The sequence below is a fragment of the Leclercia tamurae genome (assembly GCF_025566055.1).
GTDB lineage: Bacteria > Pseudomonadota > Gammaproteobacteria > Enterobacterales > Enterobacteriaceae > Enterobacter > Enterobacter tamurae.
In genome coordinates this window covers 1-21,783 of the sequence record NZ_JAMHKS010000078.1, presented here as the reverse complement: position 1 = coordinate 21,783, position 21,783 = coordinate 1, and the positions used below count along the sequence as shown (strand labels likewise).

Sequence of the window (21,783 nt, the reverse complement as noted above, 5' to 3'; positions counted from 1 at the left end):
TATTACTCATCCTCATGGCTCGACTCTGGCTCACGATCCCACGATAAACGCGGATCGAAGGTCATGGCCGCAAACATGGTCATAATAACGACCAGTGCAAACATAAGCGCCCCTATGGCGGGGTAAATACTCATCAGCCCCCCTATCCGCACCAGGGCAGACAGAACGGCAATCACGAAGACGTCGATCATTGACCAGCGTCCGACAAACTCGACGACTTCATAAATCAAATGCATCCGCTCGCTGTCGCGCTTGCCGTGTCCTTTGGCATCCCAACAGAGCCAGGCAATAGCAATCATTTTGAGCGTCGGCACCATGATACTGGCGATAAAAATAACTAATGCTACCGGGTAGGACCCTTCACCCCACAGCAGAACTACCCCGGCCATGATGGTCGAGGGCATTTCATCCCCCAGCAGATTGGTGATCATAATCGGCAGGATGTTGGCAGGGAGATAGAGCATGATCGAGGTGACGAGCAGCGCCATCGTCCACTGAAGACTGTTTTTACGCCGCACATGCCCTTTGGTTTCGCAACGCGGGCAGACGTGCTGGTCGACCGGGAGGATCGCCGTACAGCAGGCACACAGGCGCAGATTCTGGTGGATCCCCGGGACGCCGACCTTCAGCTTTTGCGCCAGCACCGGCGCCGGGGCGATATCGTCCCATGCCCAGCGGCGGTCCACACACTGGAACGCGCGCAGCTGCAATACGCAATAGAGACACCAGGGAATAAAGCTGCTGCCAACGCCCACGTCGCCGTAGGCCATCAGCTTGACAAAGCTCACCAGGATCCCGGCAAGAAAAATCTCCGCCATCCCCCAGCTTTTTAGCTGGAACAGGATCCGCGCCAGCCTGATTTTCAGTGCCCTGGGCATCTGCACGCGATTCACGAGCAGCAGGATAACCATCAGGCAAAACGCCGGCACGATCTGGACGAAGAGCATAAAGAAGGTGCCCAGACTGGCGTAATCTTCCGAGAACATCACGCCGGGTATCTCCAGCAGATGCACCTGGCTGGTGATACCCCCCACTTTCATATAGATAAAGGGAAAGAGGTTGGAAAGGAGCAGCATGAACAGCGCAGCAATAGCATAAGCAGTGGGACGCTGCCGCGGCGCGTCCCACCTGGTTGTCAGCGTTGTCCCGCATCGCGGGCATGCCGCTTTGTGCCCATGCTCGAGCGCGGGTAGCGCCACGAGCATGTCACACTGGGAGCATAAAATATGCCGATCGGCATGGTGATGTTCACACATACTGGCTCCATGTTTAACTTATGCGCCGTTTTTCAGAGCCTCAAGATATTCCCAGCGTTCAAATGCCTCTTCCAGCGCCCGCTCAGCCTGGGCCATATCGGCCAACACTTTTTGCGTATGGTCATGCGACTGGCTAAAGAATGACGCGTCGGCCACCTGAGCCTGCAAACTTTCCAGACTGGCTTCCAGCTCTTCCAGACGCTGCGGCAAGCCTTCCAGTTCGCGCTGAAGGTTATAGCTTAGTTTGTTACTGCTACGTTTGACCGTTTCTGCTTTGGTTACAGAAACGTCCGCTTCACTCTTCGCTTTTGACTGCTTTGTCGCCAGCGACTGCGCCTGCTGTCCGCGGGCATCGTGGTAGCCGCCCACATAGCGTCCGATACGGCCCTGACCTTCGAAGATCCAGCATTCGGTAACGGTATTGTCCACGAACTGACGATCGTGGCTCACCAGCATCACCGTTCCCTGATAACTATCAATCAGTTCTTCAAGAAGTTCCAGCGTTTCCACATCAAGATCGTTTGTTGGTTCATCGAGGATCAGCAGGTTGCTGGGTTTCAGGAACAAACGTGCCAGTAACAGGCGGTTACGCTCCCCACCGGAGAGGGCACGAACCGGGGTCATGGCCCGTTTTGGATGGAACAGGAAGTCCTGCAGATAGCCCAGCACATGGCGCGGTTTCCCGTTCACCATCACTTCCTGCTTACCTTCTGCGAGGTTGTCCATCACCGTTCTGTCCGGGTCCAGTTCGGCACGGTGCTGGTCGAAGTAGGCCACTTCCAGCTTCGTTCCGCAGTGGATGCGACCGCTGTCGGCTTTCAGTTGATCAAGCATCAGCTTCAGCAGCGTGGTTTTCCCGCAGCCGTTCGGGCCGATCAGGGCAATTTTGTCCCCGCGCTGCACTTGGGCGGAGAAGTCCTTCACCAGTACCTTGCCGTCTACCTGATAGTTGACGTTTTCCATCTCAAAGACGATTTTGCCGGAGCGGCTCGCCTCTTCGACCTGCATCTTCGCGCTGCCCATCACTTCACGGCGCTCGCCGCGCTCACGGCGCATCGCTTTCAGGGCACGGACGCGGCCTTCGTTACGGGTACGACGGGCTTTGATGCCCTGACGGATCCACACCTCTTCCTGGGCCAGCTTGCGGTCGAACTCGGCGTTCTGCAGCTCTTCTACGCGCAGGTTTTCCTCTTTTTCCAGCAGGTAAGTGTCGTAATCGCCCGGATAGGTCACCAGCTTGCCGCGATCGAGATCGACAATGCGGGTCGCCATGTTGCGAATAAACGAACGGTCATGAGAGATAAAGATAATGGTGCCGCCAAAGGTTTTCAGGAACCCTTCCAGCCAGTCGATGGTTTCGATATCCAGGTGGTTCGTCGGTTCATCGAGCAGCAGCACTTTCGGCCCGCTGACCAGCGCCCGGCCCAGCGCAGCCTTACGCAGCCAGCCACCGGAGAGGGAAGCCAGCGGCATGTCAGCTTCCAGACCTAACTGCGCCAGCACTTCGTTGATGCGGTTTTCCAGCTGCCACAGACCGTGGTGATCCAGCAGCTCCTGCAGACGCGCCATCTCGTTGAGGTTTTTAGTGCTCGGGTCGGTCATCACCAGGTGCGAGATCTCGTGGTATCCCTTCAGGTACTCCGCCTGCTCGGCGATCCCCTCGGCCACGAAATCATAGACGCTGCCCTGCACGTTACGCGGCGGATCCTGTTGCAGACGCGCCACCACCAGGTCCTGCTCGTAAACGATACGCCCGTCATCCAGCCCCTGCTCGCGATTCAGGATCTTCATCAGGGTCGATTTACCGGCGCCATTACGGCCTACCAGACAGACACGTTCGTTATCTTCGATATGCAGTTCTGCGTTATCGAGAAGCGGAGCGTCGCTGAATGACAGCCACGCGCCATGCATACTAATTAATGACATTTACTTTTCCTTTCAGGCGGCGGTGATCAGCCAGCAGTTGTGGATCTGACGGTTACGGGCAAAATCCTGGGACAGGGTTTTTTGACTGATCTCTTGTGCTTTCAGTCCCAGTTCAGATAACCCGTCATGATCCATGCGGAAGCCGCGCTTGTTGTTCGAGAACATGATGGTGCCGCCTTTACGCAGCATACGTTTCAGATCTTTCATCAGCGCCAGATGGTCGCGCTGCACATCAAAAGACTCTTCCATGCGTTTGGAGTTGGAGAAGGTCGGCGGATCGATAAAGATCAGATCGAACTGTTCATCCGATTCACGCAGCCAGCCCAGCACGTCGGCCTGCAGCAGACGGTGCGCCCGGCCGGTCAGGCCGTTGAGACGCAGGTTGCGCTCTGCCCACTCCAGATAGGTGCGGGACATATCCACGGTGGTGGTGGTACGCGCGCCACCCAGACCCGCATGGACGCTGGCGCTGCCGGTATAGGAGAAGAGGTTCAGGAAGTCTTTCCCTTTGCTCATCTGGCCCAGCATACGACGGGCAATACGGTGGTCAAGGAACAGGCCGGTATCGAGGTAGTCGGTCAGGTTGACCCACAGGCGCGCGTTGTATTCGCCCACTTCGATAAACTCGCCCTTGCTGTTCATCTTCTCGTACTGATTTTTACCCTTCTGACGCTCACGGGTCTTGAGGATCAGCTTGTTCGGAGCGATGTTCAGCACATTGATGGTGGCGGCGATGATATCCAGCATACGCTGGCGCGCTTTCTGCGGATCGACGGTTTTTGGCGGAGCATACTCCTGCACCACCACCCACTCGCCGTAGCGGTCGACTGCCACGTTGTATTCCGGCAGATCGGCGTCATACAGGCGATAGCACTCAATGCCCTCCTGCTTCGCCCATTTTTCAAATTTCTTCAGGTTCTTACGCAGACGGTTGGCATAATCTTCCGCGATGCTGGCCGGTTTGCTGTCGGCTTCTTTCTCGGCCAGGTGATAGTTTTTCTGCACGCAGTCCAGCGGGCCGTTTTTGGCCTTGAACTGACGCTCGGCGCGCAGCTGCAGGCAGCTCAGCAGCTCCGGCGAGGCGCTGAACAGGGAGAGATTCCAGCCGCCAAACAGATCTTTCATGGTGCGACCCAGCAGGCTGTGCAGGGCAATCAGCGCCGGCTCGCTGTCCAGACGTTCGCCGTAAGGCGGGTTGCTGATCACCGTCCCGTACGGGCCTTTCGGCAACGGGTTGGTGAGCTGGGAGACATCTTTCACCTCAAAGGAGACCAGATCGCCAATCCCGGCACGACGGGCGTTGCTGCGCGCGCGTTCAATCACGCGGCTATCGCTGTCAGAGCCGTAGAAATGGGATTCATAAGCCGCCAGCCCTGCGCGGGCGCGGGTCTGGGCTTCGGCTTTCACCTCCTGCCAGACCGCCTCGTCGTGCTGAGCCCAGCCCTTAAAGCCCCACTGGCCACGATGCAGCCCCGGAGCACGGTCGGTCGCCAGCATAGCCGCTTCAATCAGCAGCGTGCCGGAACCGCACATTGGATCGAGCATCGGCGTACCCGGCTGCCAGCCGGAACGCATCACAATGGCTGCGGCCAGGTTCTCTTTGATCGGGGCGATACCCGCCCGGTCGCGGTAGCCGCGCTGGTGCAGGCCCTCACCACACAGATCCAGTGCGATACTGGCGATCTCTTTATTCAGACGCACGTTAATACGCAGATCCGGGTTTTCGCGATCGACGTTCGGGCGCTCCAGATTTTTACGGGTAAAGCTGTCGACGATGGCATCTTTCACCTTCAACGCGCCGTACTGGCTGTTGCGGATCTCCTCGTTCAGGCCGCTGAAGTGCACCGCAAAGGTGGCTCCCGGGGCAAAAATCTCTGTCCAGTTAATCGTCTGCACGCCCAGATAAAGATCGAGATCGCTGTAAACCTTGCACTCTCTCATCGGCAACATGATGCGTGAGGCCAGGCGACTCCACATCAGGCTCTGGTAAATAAGCCGCGTGTCGCCCTGAAAATGGACACCACCCTGAACCACCTGGCACTCTTGCGCGCCCAGGCTTTCCAGTTCAGTTTTTAACAGCTCTTCCAGCCCACGGGCCGTACTGGCAAACAGAGAATTCATATCGTCACTTTTACTCTAAGAAAATTGCTGCGCATTATAGCCAATCTGGGCTCTATGTCATAAAGTTGAGGGCTTATTTTCATTTGAGGGGACGGTGCCGTGGCAACGTTATCCAGGCTTTTCATTCATCCGGTCAAATCCATGCGCGGTATTGGGCTGACGCATGCCTTCGCAGACGTCAGCGGTTTTGCCTACGATCGCATTTTTATGGTCACCGAACCGGACGGCACCTTCATCACCGCCCGCCAGTTCCCGCAAATGGTTCGCTTCACTCCGGCTCCGGTTCAGGATGGTCTGCATCTCACTGCGCCGGACGGTTCCAGTAGTATCGTTCGCTTCAGCGATTTTGCGCCAGCGGATGCACCTACCGAAGTGTGGGGCAACCACTTTACCGCCCGTATCGCCCCGGACGCGATCAACCGCTGGATGAGCGAATTCTTTTCGCGCCCGGTGCAGCTCCGCTGGGTCGGGCCCGAATTGACGCGACGCGTCAAAGATTTCGCCGCGGTGCCACTATCGTTTGCCGACGGCTTCCCGTTCCTGCTCACCAATGACGCTTCGCTGCGCGACCTGCAAAAGCGCTGCCCGGCGAGCGTACAGATGGAGCAGTTTCGCCCGAATCTGGTGGTCACCGGCGCAACGGCCTGGGAAGAAGACACCTGGAAAGTGATCCGCATCGGCGACGTGCTCTTTGACGTGGTGAAACCCTGCAGCCGCTGCATCTTTACCACCGTCAGCCCGGAAAAGGGGCAGAAGCACCCTGCCGGTGAGCCACTCAAAACCCTGCAATCTTTCCGCACCGCGCAGGATAACGGCGATGTGGATTTCGGTCAGAACCTGATCCCACGCACCAGCGGCGTGATCCGCGTGGGCGACGAGGTGGAGATCCTCTCCACCGGGCCAGGGCGGATCTACGGCGCAGGCGCTGAGGAAGAGGCGACAGAGGTGGAGACGCAACCCGCCACGGCGGTAACCATCCAGTGGCAAGGGCAGACAATCCGCGGTAACAATCAGCAGGTGTTACTGGAACAGCTTGAACAGGCCGGTATTCGCGTGCCTTATTCCTGTCGGGCAGGGATCTGCGGATGCTGTCGCATCACGCTGGTAGAAGGCGAAGTGAGCGCGCTGAAGAAATCGGCTATCGGCAGTGACGGCACAATTCTGTGCTGCAGCTGCGTACCGAAAACTGCGTTACAGCTGGAAGCCTAAACGGCCTGCTCGAGGCTGAAGGTGACCGGCTGTGGTTTCAGTCGGTCATTCATCACTTTAATCGGGTCGCCCAACTGCATGGTGCGCCCGGCAATGGTCACCGTCGGCTGCGCCAGTAAACAGAGCGCGGCATTATCGCCCGGCTCCACCACCAGCAAATTCACCTGCTCTGCACTCTCGCTCAGGCTGACGCACGCCGCATCACCGGTAACCGGCGACCAGCGCTCATTGTGGGCAAGAAAGTGCCAGCTTTTCGGCATCTGAGGTTTGAGGAAGCGGATCGCCACCAGCGCATTGAGCACCAGCTCGGCGCGTTGCTCTTTCGACAGGTCGAGGTCGCGGCATTTTTCTTCAAAGGAGAAGTAGAGGGCGGCATCATCGACGCAAAAACCGGTATCGGCAAAGGCGTCCGGGGTTAACATCCGGCGGGCAAAACGCGAACGAAACAGCATACCATTGGCCAGATCGAGCATCATGCGATCGTGCTCGTCACAGAAATACCAGCGCCAGTTATCGTCAGGTTTAATTCGCATCTGTCTCTCCCGTTCCCGAAACGTCCTGTCCTAAGAAAGTCCTTATTGCCGCTTCGCTTTTTTAACTGCAATAATCAAAGACTACAATGTCTAATAAAGCAACAGTCCGGGAATATAAAACAACCAGAGCTGGAAATAAAGCCCTGGTTGCCAGTCATGCTAAAAGATTAGATATGATTAACGATTTCTTTAATCAGCGGCGGGCCTTTGAAAATAAAGCCTGAATATATCTGCACCAGCGAAGCGCCAGCCGCCATTTTCTCGCGTGCGGCCATGACTGAATCTATACCGCCTACGCCAATGATCGGCAGTCGACCCTTTAATTCTTCTGACAGACGACGAATAATTTCGGTGCTTTTTAACTGCACCGGACGCCCGCTCAGGCCCCCCATTTCGTCGCAATATTTCATTCCCTGAACCAGAGAGCGATCGAGCGTGGTATTGGTGGCAATAACGCCATCAATATTATGCCGAACTAAACTGTCGGCGACCTGTACCAGCTCTTCCACGGTCAGATCCGGAGCAATTTTAACGGCCACCGGCACATATTTATGGTGCTTCGCCTGGAGTTCATTTTGCTTATTCTTGATGGCGAGTAATAAATCGTCGAGCGCTTCACCGTATTGCAGGGTACGCAGGCCCGGGGTGTTAGGTGAAGAGATATTCACCGCAATATACCCGGCGTAGGCGTAGACTTTTTCCATGCAAATCAGGTAGTCATCTTTGCCCTGCTCGACCGGCGTGTCTTTATTTTTGCCGATATTAATGCCCAGAACGCCATCGAAATGGGCTTTCTTCACATTCTCCACCAGATGATCGACGCCGAGGTTATTAAAGCCCATGCGGTTGATCAGCCCTTCGGCCTCCACCAGGCGGAACAGGCGCGGCTTGTCGTTACCCGGCTGCGGACGTGGCGTGACGGTGCCAATTTCGATAGAGCCAAAGCCCATCGCACCCAGTGCATCAATGCACTCGCCGTTTTTATCCAGCCCTGCCGCCAGACCCAGTGGGTTCTTAAAGGTTAAACCCATGCAGGTGACCGGCTTCTCCATCACTCTCTGGCGCACCAGCGCTTCAAGCGGGGTTCCCGTAATACGGCGTAACTGCTGGAATGTAAATTCATGAGCGCGCTCAGGATCGAGCTGGAAAAGGGCTTTACGAACGAAGGGGTAGTACATGAACTCTCCTGGATTCCCGGTGTGCAAACCGGGGCCGAATTATCAGCGATCGCAGCCGGAAAGGGAATTGACCTGCGGCAAAAAAAACCTCACCAGACGCAATCGTTTACTTTTCACCCCTCCTTTATTCATTTTTTGGCATTTATTCTGCGGATAAATCATTTAGTGGAATAAGTCAGCGATGCCACACTGCCAACAAATGTTATCAATGTTAGATAAAAGCAAATAATTGGTTATAAGGAGCATCTATGCGCGTCATTACGTTGGCCGGCAGTCCGCGATTTCCTTCTCGCTCCAGCGCGCTGCTGGAGTATGCCCGGGAGCAACTCACCTCTCTGGATGTCGAAGTCTTCCACTGGAATCTGCATAACTTCGCTCCGGAAGATCTTCTCTATGCCCGCTTCGACAGTCCGGCGCTGAAAACCCTCAATGAGCAGCTTAAGGATGCCGACGGGCTGATTGTCGCCACCCCGGTGTATAAAGCCTCGTTTTCCGGCGCCCTGAAAACTCTGCTCGATCTGCTGCCGGAGCGCGCGCTGGAGAACAAAATCGTACTGCCGCTGGCGACCGGCGGCACCGTCGCTCACCTGCTGGCGGTGGATTATGCCCTGAAGCCGGTGCTCAGCGCCCTGAAGGCCCAGGAGATCCTGCACGGCGTGTTTGCCGACGACTCGCAGGTGATCGACTACCAGCATAAGCCGCACTTTACCCCTAACCTGCAAACCCGTCTCGACAGCGCCCTGGAGACCTTCTGGCAGGCGCTGCATCGCCGCGACGTCCAGGTTCCTGCCTTCGGTCTTCAGAAAGGAGTCGCCCATGTTTAAATCCCTTGCACGCCTGAGCCTGGCCGGTCTGGTGGCCCTCTCCGGCCTGGTGCATGCCGCCGATCCGGCACCCGAGAGCCTGCGGATTGGCTACCAGAAAGGCAGCGTCAGCATGGTGCTGGCGAAAAGCCATCAGCTGCTGGAAAAACGCTACCCGGACACCAAATTCTCCTGGGTGGAGTTCCCGGCAGGCCCGCAGATGCTGGAGGCGCTGAACGTCGGCAGTATCGATCTCGGCAGCACCGGCGATATCCCGCCTATCTTCGCCCAGGCCGCCGGGGCAGACCTGGTTTACGTCGGCGTGGAGCCGCCTAAACCGAAAGCCGAAGTGATTCTGGTCCCTGAAAACAGCCCGATTAAAACCGTGGCGGATCTCAAAGGCCATAAGGTAGCTTTCCAGAAAGGGTCCAGCTCACACAATCTGCTATTGCGCGCCCTGCAGCAGGCGGGTCTGACTTTTAAAGATATTCAGCCAGTTTATCTTTCCCCGGCAGATGCCCGTGCCGCCTTCCAGCAAAACAATGTCGATGCCTGGGCAATCTGGGACCCCTACTACTCCGCGGCCCTGCTGCAGGGTGGCGTGAAGGTGCTGAAAGACGGTGAAAGCCTGAAACAGACCGGATCCTTCTACCTGGCGGCCCGCCCTTATGCGGAGAAAAACGGTGAATTCGTTCAGGGCGTACTGAATACCTTTAGCGAGGCGGATGCCCTTACTCAGACCCAGCGTCAGGCCAGTATCGCCCTGCTGGCCAAAACGATGGGTCTTCCGGAGCCGGTCATTGCCACCTACCTTGACCACCGCCCGCCAACCGTTATCAAACCGGTGGATGCCAAAACCGCCGTGTTACAGCAGCAAACCGCTGACCTTTTCTATGACAACCGTCTGGTGCCGAAAAAAATCGATATTCGCGACCGTATCTGGCAACCCACTGCGCAAAAAGGAGCTAAATCATGAGTCTGAATCTGTTCTGGTTTTTACCTACCCACGGTGATGGACACTATCTGGGCACCGACGAGGGCGCGCGCCCGGTGGATCATGCTTATCTCCAGCAGATTGCCCAGGCCGCCGATCGCATTGGCTTTACCGGGGTACTGATCCCCACCGGACGCTCCTGTGAAGATGCGTGGCTGGTAGCGGCGTCGATGATCCCGGTGACCCAGCGCCTGAAGTTCCTTGTGGCCCTGCGCCCGAGCGTGACCTCTCCAACGGTGGCCGCCCGCCAGGCCGCGACCCTTGACCGCCTGTCGAACGGACGCGCGCTGTTTAACCTGGTGACCGGTAGCGATCCGCAGGAGCTGGCCGGGGACGGCGTCTTCCTGGATCACACCGAGCGTTATGAAGCCTCCTCTGAGTTCACCCATGTCTGGCGTCGTCTGCTGGAGGGCGAGAATGTGACCTTCGAGGGCAAACATATTCATGTTCGTGATGCCAAACTCTTCTTCCCACCGATCCAGCAGCCGCGTCCGCCGCTCTATTTTGGTGGTTCATCGGACGTCGCCCAGGATCTGGCCGCCGAGCAGGTGGATTTGTATCTCACCTGGGGCGAGCCGCCGGAGCTGGTCAAAGAGAAAATTGAGCAGGTGCGCGCCAAAGCCGCGGCCCACGGTCGTAAGGTGCGCTTCGGGATCCGTCTCCACGTGATTGTGCGCGAGACCACTGAAGAGGCGTGGCAGGCCGCCGACCGCCTGATCGCCCATCTGGACGATGACACCATTGCCAAAGCCCAGGCCGCTTTCGCCCGCACCGACTCCGTCGGGCAGCACCGGATGGCCTCGCTGCACAACGGCAAGCGAGAGAATCTGGAGATCAGCCCGAACCTGTGGGCCGGCGTGGGGCTGGTGCGGGGCGGGGCCGGTACGGCATTAGTGGGTGATGGCCCGACCGTGGCGGCGCGAATTAATGAATACGCTGACCTCGGCATCGACAGCTTTATTCTGTCCGGTTATCCGCATCTGGAGGAGGCGTACAAGGTGGGTGAGCTGCTGTTCCCGCATCTGGATGTGGCTATTCCGCAGATCCCGCAGCCGCAGCCTCTGCTGCAGCAGGGTGAAGCGGTCGCCAACGAATTTATCCCGCGTAAAGTCGCCCAGAGCTAAGGAGATCGCATGGCTAACCCATCCCAAAAATGGCTGCTGCGCATTGCGCCCTGGCTGCTCCCTGTGGGGATTGTCCTGATCTGGCAGCTGGCATCCTCCGTGGGTTGGCTGTCGAGCCGCATTCTCCCCTCTCCGGAGGGCGTGGTGGAGGCCTTCTGGTCCCTGAGCGCCAGCGGTGAGCTGTGGCAGCATCTGGCCATCAGCTCCTGGCGCGCGGTGATTGGTTTTTCCATCGGCGGGTCGATTGGCCTGACGCTGGGTCTGATCAGCGGCCTGTCCCGCTGGGGTGAGCGTCTGCTGGACACCTCCATCCAAATGCTGCGCAACGTGCCGCACCTGGCGCTGATCCCGCTGGTGATCCTGTGGTTTGGTATCGACGAGACGGCGAAGATTTTCCTCGTTGCCCTCGGGACCCTGTTCCCGATCTACATCAACACCTGGCACGGCATTCGTAACATCGACCGCGGGCTGGTGGAGATGGCGCGCAGCTACGGCTTGTCCGGCTTCGCCCTGTTTATCCACGTCATCCTGCCGGGTGCCCTGCCCTCGATCATGGTCGGCGTGCGTTTCGCCCTCGGCCTGATGTGGCTGACGCTGATCGTGGCGGAAACCATCTCCGCTAACTCCGGGATTGGCTATCTGGCGATGAACGCCCGCGAATTCCTGCAGACCGACGTGGTGGTGGTGGCGATCGTTCTCTACGCCCTGCTCGGTAAACTGGCGGATGTCAGCGCCCAGTGGCTTGAACGCCGCTGGCTGCGCTGGAATCCGGCCTACGCGATAAAGGAGGCACACGCATGAATACTGCTCGCTTAAATCAGGGGACGCCGCTGCTGCTTAACGGCGTCACCAAACGCTACGGCGAAAACACCATTCTGAACGAACTGGAACTGCACATCCCGGCCGGGCAATTCGTGGCGGTGGTGGGCCGCAGCGGGGGCGGTAAAAGCACCCTGCTGCGCCTGCTCGCCGGGCTGGAGGCACCTAACGGCGGTGAGCTGCTGGCCGGGAATACCCCGCTGGCGGAGATCCAGGATGATACCCGGATGATGTTCCAGGACGCGCGTCTGCTGCCGTGGAAAACGGTGATTGATAATGTCGGTCTGGGGCTGAAAGGCAACTGGAAAGCGCAGGCACTGCAGGCGCTGGCTGCCGTCGGGCTGGACAATCGCGCGGGCGAATGGCCTGCCACCCTCTCCGGCGGGCAAAAACAGCGCGTGGCGCTGGCGAGGGCGCTGATCCATAGGCCGGGCCTGTTGCTGCTGGATGAGCCATTAGGAGCGCTGGACGCGCTGACGCGGATCGAGATGCAGGATCTGATCGTCTCGTTATGGCAGGAGCACGGCTTTACGGTGCTGCTGGTGACCCACGATGTGAGCGAAGCCGTGGCCATGGCGGACCGGGTGCTGCTGATTGAGGAGGGCAAGATTGGGCTGGATTTGACGGTGGATCTTCCACGCCCTCGGCGGGTGGGTTTTGCGCGGCTGGCGGAGCTGGAAGCGGAGGTGTTGGATCGGGTGATGAAGCGTGGTGCCAGTGAGGTGTCCGCCAGAAAGCACGGATAAAAAAGCCGGGTGGCGCTTACGCCTGCCCGGCCTAAATATTTGACCTTGTAGGCCCGGTAAGCGTAGCGCCACCGGGCATCAGGCCGCACAGCATTGCCGGGTGGCGGCTTCGCCTTACCCGGCCTACAAAACCGACCTCAACTTTCTGTCAGGCCAGCGCCTTACTGATCTTCTCGTACAGATCCCCGGACAGGTTCTCCAGCCCTTTCAGCTGCTCCAGCGCGGCACGCATCTTCGCCTGACGCGTGGCATCGTAGCGTTTCAGACGGATCAGCGGCTCAATCAGACGTGACGCCACCTGCGGGTTACGGCTGTTAAGCTCGGTCAGCATCTCCACCATAAACTGGTAGCCGCTACCATCTTCCGCGTGGAAGGCGGCCGGGTTGCTGCTGGCGAAGGCACCGATCAGGGAGCGGACGCGGTTCGGGTTGCTCAGGGTGAACGAGCGGTGCTCAAGCAGGCTGCGCACCTTGTTCACCACGTCGGCGGCCGGGCTGGTGGATTGCAGAATGAACCACTTGTCCATCACCAGACCGTCCTGATGCCACTTGTCGTCATACTCCTGCATCAGGGCATCACGGCACGGCAGCTCTGCGGCTACGCTTGCGGCCAGCGCGGCCAGGGCGTCGGTCATGTTGTCGGCAGTGTGATACTGCTGGCTGACCAGCTCGTTAGCGAGCGCGGTTTCGCCAAACGCCAGATAGCGCAGGCAGGTATTACGCAGGGCGCGCTTGCCAATATCGGCATGCTCAACGCGGTACGCATCCAGCTTGTGATGGTTGTAGATGGCGAGGAACTCATCCGCCAGCTCGGCCGCCAGAGTACGGGTCAGGGCTTCACGTACGGCCACGATCGCAATCGGGTCGATAATCTCAAACAGCTCGGCGATTTCAGTCGCGGACGGCAGGGTCAGAATTTCAGCCGCCAGCGCCGGGTCGATGGTCTCATCCAGCAGGATCGCACGGAAGGCGTCGGCCACGTGGACCGGCAGAGAGAGCGGCTGGCCCTGCTGATGACGATTGACGTTAAGCTTGATGTAGGTTGCCAGCAGGCTCTGCGCGGCATCCCAGCGGGAGAAGTCGTTACGCGCGTGACGCATCAGGAAGGTCAGCTGTTGATCGCTCCACTTGTACTCCAGCTTAACTGGCGCGGAGAATTCGCACAGCAGCGCAGGCACCGGCTGGAAATAGACGTTGTCAAAGACGAAGGTCTGCTCGGCCTGGGTCACGTTCAACACGTTATGCACCGGATGACCGCCCTTCTGCAGCGGGATCACTTTGCCTTCGTTATCGTACAGCTCAATGGCGAACGGAATATGCAGCGGGTGCTTCTCTTCCTGCTCGGCCGTCGGCGGCGTGCGCTGACTGATGGTCAGGGTGTACTGCTCGCTTTCCGGGTTGTAGTCGTCTTTGACGGTCACAATCGGCGTACCGGCCTGGCTGTACCAGCGGCGGAAGTGGGACAGATCGACGTTAGAGGCATCTTCCATCGCCTGCACGAAGTCGTCGCAGGTGGCGGCGCTGCCGTCATGGCGCTCGAAATAGAGCTGCATCCCTTTCTGGAAATTCGCTTCGCCCAGCAGAGTGTGGATCATGCGGATGATTTCAGAACCCTTCTCATACACCGTCAGGGTGTAGAAGTTGTTCATCTCGATCACTTTATCCGGACGGATCGGGTGCGCCATCGGGCTGGCGTCTTCGGCAAACTGCAGGCCGCGCATGGTACGCACATTGTTGATGCGGTTAACCGCGCGCGAGCCGAGGTCGGAGCTGAACTCCTGATCGCGGAAGACGGTTAAGCCCTCTTTCAGGCTCAGCTGGAACCAGTCGCGGCAGGTCACACGGTTACCGGTCCAGTTATGGAAATATTCGTGGCCGATAACGCGCTCGATATCGAGGTAGTCTTTGTCGGTGGCGGTGTCGGTACGTGCCAGCACATATTTGGAGTTAAAGACGTTGAGGCCTTTGTTCTCCATCGCGCCCATATTAAAGAAGTCGACGGCGACGATCATATAGATGTCGAGGTCATACTCGAGGCCGAAACGCTCTTCGTCCCACTTCATGGAGTTGATGAGCGAGGTCATCGCCCACGGCGCGCGATCGAGGTTGCCGCGATCGACAAACAGCTCCAGCGCCACTTCACGGCCGGAACGGGTAGTGAAAGTGTCACGCAGGACGTCAAAATCACCCGCCACCAGCGCAAACAGGTAACAGGGTTTGGGGAACGGATCCTGCCACTGCACCCAGTGACGACCGTTTTCCAGATCGCCTTCACCGACGCGGTTGCCGTTGGAGAGCAGGAACGGATAGGTGGCTTTATCGGCAATGATTTTGGTGGTGAAGCGGGCCAGTACATCCGGGCGATCCAGGTACCAGGTAATGTGACGGAAACCTTCGGCTTCACACTGGGTACAGAGCGCGACACCCGACTGGTATAACCCCTCCAGCGCGGTATTGGACGCCGGGCTGATTTCATTGACGATGCGTAAGGTAAAACGCTCCGGCAGGTTGTCGAGCACCAGCTGGTTGTTTTCTTCTTTATAGTCAGTCCATGCGGTGTCGTTAACGTGCACCGACACCAGGGTCAGATCTTCGCCATCAAGACGCAGCGGCACCGCCGTGGCGTTATGGCGTGTTACCTGGCTGACCGCCGTGACAACGGTTTTGGTGGCATCCAGGTCAAAAGTCAGGTCGATATCGCTAATCAGGTAATCGGGCGCACGGTAGTCGTGGCGGTATTTGGCTTGAGGCTGTTGTGTCATAGAAAACCTTTTGCATCGTTTGTCGAATAACGAACCAGTCTATTCCTGTTGTGTAAAACGCGCTATGCAGAATGTTCATCTTTTCAGTCACAAACACTCTATTTGCTACATTTATATAACATGCGGCACGAAATGCACTCGACCCTGGTCCAGGCTTATGGTGTGATCGGGGTTCAATAAATCGCTAAACAGGGTATACTCCAGCGGTTTCAATAGTTGTTTATTGTACTAAACGCTCCCGTGAGAGGATGCTATTGCGCGCCTATGACTCGATTCGCTTCACCTGTTCTGCATACGCTGCTGGATACCGACGCGTATAAACTGCATATGCAGCAAGCCGTATTTCACCACTACCACGACGTACAGGTCGCGGCCGAGTTTCGCTGCCGTGGTGATGATTTGCTTGGGATCTACGCCGATGCCATTCGTGAGCAAGTCGACGCTATGCAGCATCTTCATCTGCAGGATGATGAATTCCAGTGGCTCTCCGGCCTGCCCTTCTTTAAAGAAGACTACCTCCAGTGGCTGCGGAATTTCCGCTACGATCCGACCCAGGTGCAGATTAGCAATGATAACGGCAAGCTGCATATTCGCCTTGAAGGTCCGTGGCGGGAAGTGATCATGTGGGAAGTGCCGCTGCTGGCGGTGATCAGCGAGCTGGTGCATCGCTTCCGTTCCCCGGAGGCCAGCGTTGAGCAGGCATTGGCCACCCTGGAAAACAAGCTGGTTGATTTTGCTCAGCTGACCGAATCGCTGGATATGTCGCGTTTCCGCCTGATGGATTTTGGTACCCGCCGCCGTTTCTCCCGCGAGGTGCAGCAGGCCATCGTTGAGAGACTGCAGCAGGAGCCGTGGTTTGTTGGCACCAGCAATTACGATCTGGCCCGCCGTCTGAACCTCACCCCGATGGGTACCCAGGCCCATGAGTGGTTCCAGGCGCACCAGCAGATCAGCCCGGAACTGGCGACAAGCCAGCGTGCGGCGCTGGCGGCCTGGCTTGACGAGTATCCAGACCAGCTTGGGATCGCCTTAACCGACTGTATTACCATGGACGCCTTCCTGCGCGATTTCGGCCCGGAGTTTGCCACGGCCTATCAGGGGTTGCGCCATGACTCCGGCGATCCGCTGGAGTGGGGTGAGAAAGCGATCGCCCATTATCAAAAGCTGGGCATCGACCCAATGAGTAAAGTGCTGGTCTTCTCCGATAATCTGGACCTGCCAAAAGCGGTAGGCCTGTACCGGCACTTCTCCTCGCGCATCAATCTGGGCTTTGGCATTGGTACCCGTTTAACCTGCGATATTCCCCAGGTAAAACCGCTGAATATCGTCATTAAACTGGTGGAATGTAACGGCAAGCCGGTGGCGAAACTCTCCGACAGCCCGGGCAAAACCATTTGCCATGACAAAGCCTTTGTCCGCGCCCTGCGCAAAGCGTTCGACCTGCCACAGGTTAAAATCGCCAGCTAATCCTTTCAGGGAGCCCACCGGGCTCCCTTCCCGCATTTATTTCTTATTTCTTCCCTTATCATTGCGAAATCTACTTGTCTGATGGCGGATGCCAGGTAACATAGATATCCCCCCATTGAAGGGGATACAGATTTTATTATTGGACTACATAGAGAGATTATTATGAGCGTTGTGCCTGTAGCCGACGTACTCCAGGGCCGCGTAGCCGTTGACAGCGAAGTCACCGTGCGCGGATGGGTGCGTACCCGCCGAGATTCAAAAGCTGGCTTTTCTTTCCTCGCCGTTTATGACGGTTCCTGCTTTGATCCTGTACAGGCCGTTATTAATAATTCTCTGCCCAATTACAATCAGGAAGTGCTGCGTCTGACCACGGGTTGTTCCGTGGTGGTCACCGGCAAAATCGTAGCCTCTCAGGGCCAGGGTCAGAGTTTTGAACTGCAGGCCACCTCGATTGAAGTGACCGGCTGGGTTGAAGATCCGGATACCTACCCGATGGCGGCAAAACGCCACAGCATCGAGTATCTGCGTGAAGTGGCTCACCTGCGCCCGCGTACCAACATGATTGGTGCCGTGGCTCGTGTCCGTCACACTCTGGCGCAGGCGCTGCACCGTTTCTTTGACGAGCAGGGTTACTTCTGGGTCTCCACCCCGCTGATCACCGCCTCCGACACCGAAGGCGCTGGCGAGATGTTCCGCGTCTCCACCCTGGACATGGAAAACCTGCCGCGCACGCCGGAAGGCAAAGTGGACTACGACAAAGATTTCTTTGGCAAAGAGTCCTTCCTGACCGTATCTGGCCAGCTGAACGGCGAAACCTACGCCTGTGCACTGTCTAAAATCTACACCTTCGGCCCAACCTTCCGTGCCGAGAACTCCAACACTAGCCGCCATCTGGCGGAGTTCTGGATGCTGGAGCCGGAAGTGGCCTTTGCTAACCTCGACGACGTGGCTGGCCTGGCGGAAGCAATGCTGAAGTACGTCTTTAACGCGGTGCTCACCGAGCGCGCGGACGACATGAAGTTCTTCGCCGAGCGCGTGGACAGCGATGCGATCTCTCGTCTGGAGCGTTTCGTCTCCGCTGACTTCGCCCAGGTGGATTACACCGATGCGGTGACCATCCTCGAAAACTGCGGTCAGAAGTTTGAGAACCCGGTGTACTGGGGTGTTGACCTCTCCTCCGAGCACGAACGCTACCTGGCCGAGAAGCACTTCAAAGCGCCGGTGGTGGTGAAAAACTATCCAAAAGACATCAAGGCGTTCTATATGCGCCTTAACGAAGACGGTAAAACCGTCGCCGCGATGGACGTGCTTGCCCCAGGCATCGGTGAAATCATCGGTGGTTCACAGCGTGAAGAGCGTCTGGATGTGCTGGATGCGCGTATGGCTGAGATGGGCCTCAACAAAGAGGACTACTGGTGGTACCGCGATTTACGCCGTTACGGCACCGTGCCGCACTCCGGTTTCGGTCTCGGCTTCGAGCGTCTGATCGCTTACGTGACCGGTGTTCAGAACGTCCGTGATGTGATTCCTTTCCCGCGTACCCCACGTAGCGCCACATTCTGATGCAATAACACTCAATGGCCAGCCTCTGCTGGCCATTATTTTATTCTGCACTGTCAAATTTTGTCAGTTGAAAGTCATTATCCTTAAAGAGCAACCCCGCCAGATCCTCTGCACTGTTACGCTTTATTTCCATGAAACATCTTTGCACACAAAATAAACCGCAGTCTTATTGCGCCTAATACTTATCTCAAGCATTAGCACACTTTTCGTGCAAAAAATCGGCTATCCAGATGTCCATCTCCAGGGATAAGAAAAATAGTGTGCTAATGCTTCGGATCATAAAAAAAGTCATTATCTAAAATTAAGATAAGCAATTCATATAGATAGAATTAGTGAAGCTTTATTTTTCGCCACTCAACTCTGAAGTTTGAGATGCCTCACAAAGTTCCTTAAAATACACGTTTCGTTACACATATTTTCTTCTTGTAACTGATTCTTTAGGTTTGTAGCACTTTCAGGCTAGCGAAACGTTTATTTGAATGGAAAGATGCCTGTCAGACACATAAAGACACCAAACTCTCATCAATAGTTCCGGAAATATTTATTGACAGAATTTATTGACGGCAGTGGCGAGTGTCATAAAAAAACCAATGAGGGTAATAAATAATGATGAAGCGCAATATCCTGGCAGTGGTTATCCCTGCCCTGCTGGCAGCCGGTGCAGCTAACGCAGCAGAAATCTATAACAAAAACGCTAACAAGCTGGACTTCTACGGCAAAGCGGTTGGTGAGCATATCTGGACCACCAACGGTGACACCAACAACGGTGATACCACTTATGCGCGTATCGGCTTTAAAGGTGAAACTCAGATTAATGACCAGCTGGCCGGTTACGGTCAGTGGGAATACAACATGGACGCCTCTTCTCAGGAAGGCGCTCAGGGTACTAAAACCCGTCTGGCATTCGCAGGCCTGAAAACCGGTGATTACGGTTCATTCGATTACGGTCGTAACTACGGCGTGTTCTACGATGCACTGGCCTCTACCGATATGTTCGTCATCTGGGGTGGTGACTCCCTGGCTGCTACTGACAACTTCATGACTGCACGTAGCACCGGTCTGGCGACCTACCGTAACTCTGACTTCTTCGGTCTGGTTGACGGCCTGTCACTGGGTCTGCAGTACCAGGGCAAAAACGAATCTGGCCACACCACCTCACGTCAGAACGGCGACGGCGGCAGCTACTCTCTGGGTTATGACTTCGCTGAAGGCTTCAACGTAACCGCAGCCTACTCTAACTCTGACCGCTCTACTGCGCAGAGTGTTGACGGTAAAGGCGAACGTGCTGAAGGCTGGGCAACCTCCGTTAAATATGACGCAAACAACCTGTACGCAGCGGTAATGTACGGCGAATCTCAGAACATGACTCGTGAAAGCGACGACCAGTTCGCTAACAAAACCCAGAACGTTGAAGCTGTGGTTCAGTACCAGTTCGACTTCGGTCTGCGTCCGTCCGTGGGCTACGTTCAGTCCAAAGGTAAAGATCTGACCGCTCGCAACGGTTTCTCCGGTGGCGATGCTGACCTGGTGAAATACGTAGAAGTGGGTACCTGGTACTACTTCAACAAGAACATGAACGTGTACGCTGCGTACCGCTTCAATCTGCTGGATGACAACAACTACACCGAAGCAACTGGCCTGTCTACCGACGACCAGGCGGGCGTGGGTATCGTTTACCAGTTCTAATCAGAACACCACTTTGTTATATGTCTAAAAAACAGGGCTTCGGCCCTGTTTTTTTATGCCCGAAAGCTAAAAATGGCGACTTTTGAAAAGCCGCACGCTTTTTGTAGCAAACGGTTGGCATTTTGTAGAACTATCGTTAACCTGATAGCGGATTTCACTTCCGTAACCACAATGGAACTTCGTCATGTTTGAGAACATTACCGCCGCCCCTGCCGACCCGATTCTGGGCCTGGCCGATCTGTTTCGTGCCGATGACCGCCCTGGAAAAATCAACCTGGGTATTGGTGTCTATAAAGATGAGACCGGCAAGACCCCGGTACTGACCAGCGTTAAAAAAGCTGAGCAGTATCTGCTGGAGAACGAAAATACCAAAAACTACCTCGGCATCGACGGTATTCCGGAATTTGGTCGTTGCACTCAGGAGCTGCTGTTCGGCAAAGGCAACGCGATTATCAGTGATAAACGCGCCCGCACCGCACAGACCCCTGGCGGTACTGGCGCCCTGCGCGTGGCAGCGGATTTCCTCGCCAAAAATACCAGCGTAAAAACCGTCTGGGTGAGCAATCCAAGCTGGCCGAACCATAAGAGCGTCTTCAACTCTGCGGGCCTGGAAGTGCGTGAATATGCTTACTATGACGCGGCCAACCACACTCTCGACTTTGACGGTCTGCTGGCCAGCCTGAATGAAGCGCAGGCGGGTGATGTGGTGCTGTTCCACGGCTGCTGCCATAACCCAACCGGCATCGATCCAACGCTGGAGCAGTGGGAACAGCTGGCGAAACTGTCGGTTGAAAAAGGCTGGCTGCCGCTGTTCGACTTCGCTTATCAGGGCTTTGCCCGTGGTCTGGAAGAAGATGCTGAAGGCCTGCGTGCGTTCGCGGCGCTGCATAAAGAGCTGATTGTTGCCAGCTCCTATTCCAAGAACTTCGGTCTGTACAATGAGCGCGTAGGTGCCTGTACGCTGGTGGCTGCCGATGAGCAGACCGTCGATCGTGCGTTCAGCCAGATGAAATCCGTTATTCGTGCTAACTACTCCAACCCACCGGCTCACGGTGCGTCAGTCGTTGCGACCATTCTCAGCAATGACGCACTGCGCGCTATCTGGGAACAGGAACTGAACGACATGCGTCAGCGTATTCAGCGCATGCGCCTGCTGTTCGTGAACACCCTGGCGGAAAAAGGCGCGGATCGCGACTTCAGCTTCATCATTAAGCAGAATGGCATGTTCTCCTTCAGCGGCCTGACCAAAGAGCAGGTCCTGCGTCTGCGTGAAGAGTTTGGCGTGTACGCAGTGGCTTCAGGTCGTGTTAACGTGGCGGGTATGACGCCGGATAACATGGCACCACTGTGCGAAGCGATTGTGGCTGTGCTGTAAAAAACTGTCGGGTGGCGCTTGCGCTTACCCGACCTACAAAAGCCCGGTCGCCGGGCAAAAAAAAGCCTGCTTAAAGCAGGCTTTTTTCATGTTCGTGACCCGTCCTGAATAGCGTTGACACGTTCCTGACTTAAATCCGGAGAACGTGATGATGACTGAGTTCAAACGTACCCAACGTGATTATCCTCTATCCTTTAAAATAGCTGTCGTTGAGCAGGTCGA

At 56.5% G+C, this 21,783-nt stretch carries 16 protein-coding genes; 10 read left to right on the top strand and 6 right to left on the bottom strand.

Features of this window, described 5'->3' with window-relative positions; genetic code table 11:
- Positions 1 to 2: 2 nt before the first annotated feature.
- Genes pqiA through rlmKL form a run of 3 tightly spaced genes read right to left on the bottom strand, consistent with a single transcriptional unit; the run spans position 3 to position 5,303 of the window.
- Positions 3 to 1,256, bottom strand: coding sequence for a membrane integrity-associated transporter subunit PqiA (pqiA, locus tag M8318_RS19925; RefSeq protein ID WP_262664162.1), 1,254 nt, complete (start codon positions 1,254 to 1,256; stop codon positions 3 to 5).
- An 18-nt stretch (positions 1,257 to 1,274) separates the two neighbouring features.
- Positions 1,275 to 3,182 (bottom strand): ABC transporter ATP-binding protein, encoded by a 1,908-nt coding sequence (locus tag M8318_RS19920; RefSeq protein WP_262664161.1) that lies wholly within the window; start codon positions 3,180 to 3,182, stop codon positions 1,275 to 1,277.
- Positions 3,183 to 3,194: 12 nt separating this feature from the next.
- A complete protein-coding gene (gene rlmKL, locus M8318_RS19915) occupies positions 3,195 to 5,303 on the bottom strand; it encodes a bifunctional 23S rRNA (guanine(2069)-N(7))-methyltransferase RlmK/23S rRNA (guanine(2445)-N(2))-methyltransferase RlmL (RefSeq protein ID WP_262664160.1) in 2,109 nt (702 codons plus the stop codon).
- Positions 5,304 to 5,402: 99 nt separating this feature from the next.
- On the opposite strand from rlmKL, the gene M8318_RS19910 reads away from it, so the two are divergent.
- The gene (locus M8318_RS19910; RefSeq protein WP_262664159.1) at positions 5,403 to 6,512 is read left to right on the top strand and encodes a YcbX family protein; all 1,110 of its coding nucleotides are present in this window, start codon (positions 5,403 to 5,405) and stop codon (positions 6,510 to 6,512) included.
- On the opposite strand, the gene zapC is transcribed toward M8318_RS19910, so the two are convergent.
- Together zapC and pyrD are read right to left on the bottom strand one after the other, a co-directional pair.
- Positions 6,509 to 7,045: a cell division protein ZapC gene (zapC, locus tag M8318_RS19905; protein ID WP_166182042.1), complete on the bottom strand. Its 537-nt coding sequence runs from the start codon at positions 7,043 to 7,045 to the stop codon at positions 6,509 to 6,511. The two genes, M8318_RS19910 and zapC, sit on opposite strands and share 4 nt — an antisense overlap.
- A 167-nt stretch (positions 7,046 to 7,212) precedes the next feature.
- Positions 7,213 to 8,223: a quinone-dependent dihydroorotate dehydrogenase gene (pyrD, locus tag M8318_RS19900; RefSeq protein WP_106992610.1), complete on the bottom strand. Its 1,011-nt coding sequence runs from the start codon at positions 8,221 to 8,223 to the stop codon at positions 7,213 to 7,215.
- Between the two features lie 248 nt (positions 8,224 to 8,471).
- On the opposite strand from pyrD, the gene ssuE reads away from it, so the two are divergent.
- The 5 genes from ssuE to ssuB are packed head-to-tail and all read left to right on the top strand — an operon-like array spanning position 8,472 to position 12,709.
- Entirely contained in the window at positions 8,472 to 9,047 is a 576-nt protein-coding gene (ssuE, locus tag M8318_RS19895) for an NADPH-dependent FMN reductase (RefSeq protein WP_106992609.1), read from the top strand.
- Positions 9,040 to 10,002, top strand: coding sequence for a sulfonate ABC transporter substrate-binding protein (locus M8318_RS19890; protein ID WP_262664155.1), 963 nt, complete (start codon positions 9,040 to 9,042; stop codon positions 10,000 to 10,002). Before ssuE ends, M8318_RS19890 begins: the two co-directional genes overlap by 8 nt.
- Positions 9,999 to 11,144 (top strand): FMNH2-dependent alkanesulfonate monooxygenase, encoded by a 1,146-nt coding sequence (ssuD, locus tag M8318_RS19885; RefSeq protein WP_106992607.1) that lies wholly within the window; start codon positions 9,999 to 10,001, stop codon positions 11,142 to 11,144. Before M8318_RS19890 ends, ssuD begins: the two co-directional genes overlap by 4 nt.
- Before the next feature lie 9 nt (positions 11,145 to 11,153).
- The gene (gene ssuC, locus M8318_RS19880; protein WP_262664153.1) at positions 11,154 to 11,945 is read left to right on the top strand and encodes an aliphatic sulfonate ABC transporter permease SsuC; all 792 of its coding nucleotides are present in this window, start codon (positions 11,154 to 11,156) and stop codon (positions 11,943 to 11,945) included.
- Positions 11,942 to 12,709: an aliphatic sulfonates ABC transporter ATP-binding protein gene (gene ssuB / locus M8318_RS19875; RefSeq protein ID WP_262664152.1), complete on the top strand. Its 768-nt coding sequence runs from the start codon at positions 11,942 to 11,944 to the stop codon at positions 12,707 to 12,709. Before ssuC ends, ssuB begins: the two co-directional genes overlap by 4 nt.
- A gap of 148 nt (positions 12,710 to 12,857) precedes the next feature.
- On the opposite strand, the gene pepN is transcribed toward ssuB, so the two are convergent.
- Positions 12,858 to 15,470 carry an aminopeptidase N gene (gene pepN, locus M8318_RS19870; RefSeq protein ID WP_262664151.1) on the bottom strand — a complete coding sequence of 871 codons (2,613 nt, stop codon included), beginning with the start codon at positions 15,468 to 15,470 and terminating at the stop codon, positions 12,858 to 12,860.
- A 264-nt stretch (positions 15,471 to 15,734) separates the two neighbouring features.
- On the opposite strand from pepN, the gene pncB reads away from it, so the two are divergent.
- The 4 genes from pncB to aspC all read left to right on the top strand — a co-directional run bounded on the left by pncB (position 15,735) and on the right by aspC (position 21,561).
- Entirely contained in the window at positions 15,735 to 16,937 is a 1,203-nt protein-coding gene (gene pncB, locus M8318_RS19865) for a nicotinate phosphoribosyltransferase (RefSeq protein ID WP_106992604.1), read from the top strand.
- A gap of 162 nt (positions 16,938 to 17,099) precedes the next feature.
- Positions 17,100 to 18,500 (top strand): asparagine--tRNA ligase, encoded by a 1,401-nt coding sequence (gene asnS / locus M8318_RS19860; RefSeq protein ID WP_262664148.1) that lies wholly within the window; start codon positions 17,100 to 17,102, stop codon positions 18,498 to 18,500.
- A 606-nt stretch (positions 18,501 to 19,106) separates the two neighbouring features.
- Positions 19,107 to 20,186 carry a porin gene (locus tag M8318_RS19855; protein ID WP_106992602.1) on the top strand — a complete coding sequence of 360 codons (1,080 nt, stop codon included), beginning with the start codon at positions 19,107 to 19,109 and terminating at the stop codon, positions 20,184 to 20,186.
- 184 nt (positions 20,187 to 20,370) lie between these two features.
- Positions 20,371 to 21,561: an aspartate transaminase gene (gene aspC / locus M8318_RS19850; protein ID WP_262664146.1), complete on the top strand. Its 1,191-nt coding sequence runs from the start codon at positions 20,371 to 20,373 to the stop codon at positions 21,559 to 21,561.
- The last annotated feature ends 222 nt before the right edge of the window (positions 21,562 to 21,783 follow it).

Excerpts from the sequence above, each read along its gene's own strand:
- pncB (WP_106992604.1), top strand. The coding sequence starts at position 15,735 with ATGACTCGATTCGCTTCACCTGTTCTGCATACGCTGCTGGATACCGAC.
- rlmKL (WP_262664160.1), bottom strand. The coding sequence starts at position 5,303 with ATGAATTCTCTGTTTGCCAGTACGGCCCGTGGGCTGGAAGAGCTGTTA.
- ssuC (WP_262664153.1), top strand. The coding sequence starts at position 11,154 with ATGGCTAACCCATCCCAAAAATGGCTGCTGCGCATTGCGCCCTGGCTG.
- M8318_RS19890 (WP_262664155.1), top strand. The coding sequence starts at position 9,040 with ATGTTTAAATCCCTTGCACGCCTGAGCCTGGCCGGTCTGGTGGCCCTC.
- M8318_RS19855 (WP_106992602.1), top strand. The coding sequence starts at position 19,107 with ATGATGAAGCGCAATATCCTGGCAGTGGTTATCCCTGCCCTGCTGGCA.
- pyrD (WP_106992610.1), bottom strand. The coding sequence starts at position 8,223 with ATGTACTACCCCTTCGTTCGTAAAGCCCTTTTCCAGCTCGATCCTGAG.
- pqiA (WP_262664162.1), bottom strand. The coding sequence starts at position 1,256 with ATGTGTGAACATCACCATGCCGATCGGCATATTTTATGCTCCCAGTGT.
- ssuB (WP_262664152.1), top strand. The coding sequence starts at position 11,942 with ATGAATACTGCTCGCTTAAATCAGGGGACGCCGCTGCTGCTTAACGGC.
- aspC (WP_262664146.1), top strand. The coding sequence starts at position 20,371 with ATGTTTGAGAACATTACCGCCGCCCCTGCCGACCCGATTCTGGGCCTG.
- zapC (WP_166182042.1), bottom strand. The coding sequence starts at position 7,045 with ATGCGAATTAAACCTGACGATAACTGGCGCTGGTATTTCTGTGACGAG.
- M8318_RS19920 (WP_262664161.1), bottom strand. The coding sequence starts at position 3,182 with ATGTCATTAATTAGTATGCATGGCGCGTGGCTGTCATTCAGCGACGCT.
- ssuE (WP_106992609.1), top strand. The coding sequence starts at position 8,472 with ATGCGCGTCATTACGTTGGCCGGCAGTCCGCGATTTCCTTCTCGCTCC.
- ssuD (WP_106992607.1), top strand. The coding sequence starts at position 9,999 with ATGAGTCTGAATCTGTTCTGGTTTTTACCTACCCACGGTGATGGACAC.
- asnS (WP_262664148.1), top strand. The coding sequence starts at position 17,100 with ATGAGCGTTGTGCCTGTAGCCGACGTACTCCAGGGCCGCGTAGCCGTT.
- pepN (WP_262664151.1), bottom strand. The coding sequence starts at position 15,470 with ATGACACAACAGCCTCAAGCCAAATACCGCCACGACTACCGTGCGCCC.